Origin of the sequence: Clostridium sp., from assembly GCF_021443865.1 — a bacterium.
Classification (GTDB): domain Bacteria; phylum Bacillota; class Clostridia; order Clostridiales; family Clostridiaceae; genus Clostridium.
Genome location: NZ_JABUTB010000147.1, coordinates 1 through 3,454, shown reverse-complemented (window position 1 = coordinate 3,454; position 3,454 = coordinate 1). Strand labels below are relative to the sequence as shown.

At 27.3% G+C, this 3,454-nt stretch carries 2 protein-coding genes and 1 pseudogene; 2 read left to right on the top strand and 1 reads right to left on the bottom strand.

What is annotated here, in order from left to right:
• Both HUJ77_RS15130 and HUJ77_RS15125 read left to right on the top strand, forming a co-directional pair.
• Positions 1–653: pseudogene (locus HUJ77_RS15130) on the top strand (glycosyltransferase family 2 protein); the annotation flags it as partial.
• Between the two features lie 32 nt (positions 654–685).
• On the top strand, positions 686–1,792 hold the full coding sequence (locus HUJ77_RS15125; protein WP_291710058.1) for a glycosyltransferase: 1,107 nt from the start codon (positions 686–688) through the stop codon (positions 1,790–1,792).
• 44 nt (positions 1,793–1,836) lie between these two features.
• On the opposite strand, the gene rho is transcribed toward HUJ77_RS15125, so the two are convergent.
• A complete protein-coding gene (rho, locus tag HUJ77_RS15120) occupies positions 1,837–3,237 on the bottom strand; it encodes a transcription termination factor Rho (RefSeq protein WP_291710057.1) in 1,401 nt (466 codons plus the stop codon).
• Between the last annotated feature and the right edge of the window lie 217 nt (positions 3,238–3,454).

Genomic DNA, 3,454 nt, shown 5'->3' with positions numbered 1-3,454 from the left:
TAAATGATAGATATTTTAAGAGAAAAGCTTTATATTGCGGTGATGAAATAAAAAATGAGTTAGTTACTGCGTATTTTCATGGACACCCTTTTCCAGTAACGTTATGGGGAAAGATATACAGAACTGAGCTACTAAGAACTTGTGGTAAGTATTTAAAAAATACAAAATTCCTTGGAGAGGATTTTTGTTATAACATTGAGATATTTTTAAAGATCAATAAAGTAGGAATGGTAGATATGCCATTATATTATTATAGACATGCTGGGGGTACATCTAAATACATGCCATATTTCTTCCATGATATTATTGAAGGATATAAAATACAGAAGGAAGTTATAGAAGAATATTTTACTAACACTAAGGAAAGTACATTAGGTGGGCCAAGCATAATGTTATTAAATACATTTAAAACTTGTTTACAAAACATTAATTTCAGTGATATGAGTAACGTTGAAATTGAAAATTGTATAAAAGAATTTACAAAAAACAAAATTCTGTTAGAAGTTATTAAAAATAGTGACGCAAAAGAATATTTTGATAATGAATATTTAGAGGCCATAAATAATTCAGATTATAAATATTTAAATAAACTTGGTAAAGATGCTTTTAATAGAGGTAAATTAAGAAGAAAATTAATTAAAATTATAGGATAATAAAATTTAAAATTAATAGGAGCGTTAACTTTATGAAGAAAATTTTAATACTAACAACTTCCACAGGTGAAGGTCACAATCAAGCAGCAAAATCAATTTCAACTACTTTTGAGAAGTCTGGGTATGAAGTAGTAACTCATGACTTTTTAAAAAAAAATAGCAAGATTTTAACTAATTTATTTATTACAGGATATGAAGTATCTGCTTCTTTTTTTCCTAAAACTTATGGATTTGCTTATAAATTAACTGATACAGGTTTTACTAATAAGCTTTTATCATTTGTATTTTCAATAACTAAAAGAAAAATTAAGAAAATGCTAGATTCAACAAAGCCAGATATAATATTAGTTACTCATCCATTTGCAGTTAGCATTATGGGGAGCCTAAAAAGGAGTGGCTTAAATATACCAGTAATAGTAGTGGTAACAGACTTTAAGGCTCACTCTACATATATAGATAAAAGTATGGATGCCTATATTACTGCTAGTGAGAATACTAGAATAGATCTTTCAAATAGAGGAATTGATTCTAAAAGAATTTTTTCTTATGGTATTCCAGTTAAAGATGAATTCTTTGATAATGCATTAGATCCTCAATTTAATAAAAATGATGATTATTTTAATATACTCCTAATGAGCGGAAGCATGGGGTTAAAAAATATATCTTATGTTTTAAAAGAATTATTAAATAATCATAATAAGCTAAGAATAACTGTTGTTTGTGGTAGAAATGAAAAGCTTAAAGATAATCTATTGAAGGAATATAGTCATTCTATAAAGAACAAAAAACTTCATATATTAGGATTTTCTAAGGATATAAATTACTTAATGGAGTATTCAGACTTGATAATAAGTAAGCCCGGTGGTCTAACTGTTACCGAAGCAATTAATAAGCATCTTCCAATGTTAATACCTTTTGCTATACCTGGCCAGGAAACTCAAAATGTTGAGTTCTTAACTTCTAATGGTTATGCAATAAACGTAGATAACTTATTAGAAATAAATCTTATTATAGATAAATTAATATCTAATCCTAACGAATTAGAGGTTATGAGAAATAACTTATCTAAGTTATCATCCTTATACTCTAAACAAAATATAGTTAATTTAGCTAATAAACTAGTTATCAAGGAATTTTAATATCATATATATAATAAAGATAAAGGAGCTGTAAAACAGCTCCTTTATCTCTTTTCTATTTCGCTTTTGCTGAAAATATTAATAAATTCCTTATTATTCTTAGTTTTTGAAAGCATATTTATTAATTTTTCAGTTACATTTTCCACATTTCCATCTCTATACATAACCCTTCTTATTGAATATGCTACTTCTTTTTCTTCTTCTGATAAAATTAAATCTTCTTTTCTTGTACCAGATTTGTATATATCAATAGCAGGGAAAATTCTTCTTTCTTGTAGCTTCCTATCTAAGTGAACTTCCATATTACCAGTTCCCTTAAATTCTTCAAATATCATATCATCCATTCTTGATCCAGTATCTACTAAAGCTGTTGCTAAAATAGTCAGACTTCCGCCCTCTTCTATATTTCTTGCAGCTCCAAAGAACTTTTTAGGCATAATTAATGCACCTGGATCTAATCCACCTGATAATGTTCTACCAGTTGGAGTTATAGTTAAATTATAAGCTCTTGAAAGTCTAGTTAAACTATCTAATAATATAACAACATCTTTTCCTTGTTCAACCATTCTCTTTGCTCTTTCTAAAACCATTTGTGATACCTTTGCATGATTTTGAGGTTCTTCATCAAATGTAGAATATATTACATCTCCATTTATTGACCTCTTCATATCTGTTACTTCTTCAGGTCTTTCATCAATTAACAATACTATTAATTTTACTTCTGGGTAATTTTTAGATATGTTTTGAGCTACTTTTTTTAATAAAGTAGTTTTTCCCGCTTTAGGAGGTGCTACTATTATACCTCTTTGACCTTTTCCTATTGGACAAATTATATCCATTAAACGTGATGACAAATCATTTTCGTTATTAGTTTCTAAATGAAGTCTTTCTTGTGGATATATTGGTGTTAAAGATTCGAATGATTTTCTTCCTACCGCTCTTTCAGGATTTTCTCCATTTACTTTTTCAACATATAGTAAGGCTTTAAACTTTTCCCCTTCTTTTGATTCTCTAACTTTTCCTTGGACCTCGTCTCCAGTTCTTAAGTTAAATCTCCTTATTTGTGATGGGGATACATAAATATCATTTTCTCCCGTTTGATAATTATTACATCTTAAAAATCCAAAACTATTATTTTCTAGAATTTCCAATACTCCTATAGCAGTATCAGATTCGTTTATCATAACCTTTAATCTTTCTCTCTTTTCTTCCCTATTTTCTTCTTTATTGTCATTTGCAAAATTTGAATCATCTTCACTCTTAGCCTTAGGCGTTATTTTCTCTTGTAATACAACACCATTTTTTTCTATACTTTTAGGAGAGTTTTTTAATATCTCTTCTATAAGCTCGCTTTTCTTTAATTTACTAATATTCTTTATGTTAAGCTCTTTTGCTATTTCTTTTAACTCTATTAAAGTTTTTTTCTCGTAATTTTCCTTATTCAAAATTACACCTCCATATTTTATTCCTATGTTATATTTATGGGAGTTATAAGATATCAAGATATGGTTATTAGAATTTATATATGTATTTATATTATGAATTAATATACTAAATTTATCAAGCTATTTATTATTCTCCCCAAATTATTTAATTTTAATCTATGCATTATACTCTAATCCACCCTCTATAAATTTAATAGGAGTTGTATTATAATACAAC

Coding starts and splice junctions, on each gene's coding strand:
- HUJ77_RS15125 (WP_291710058.1), top strand. CDS start 686: ATGAAGAAAATTTTAATACTAACAACTTCCACAGGTGAAGGTCACAAT.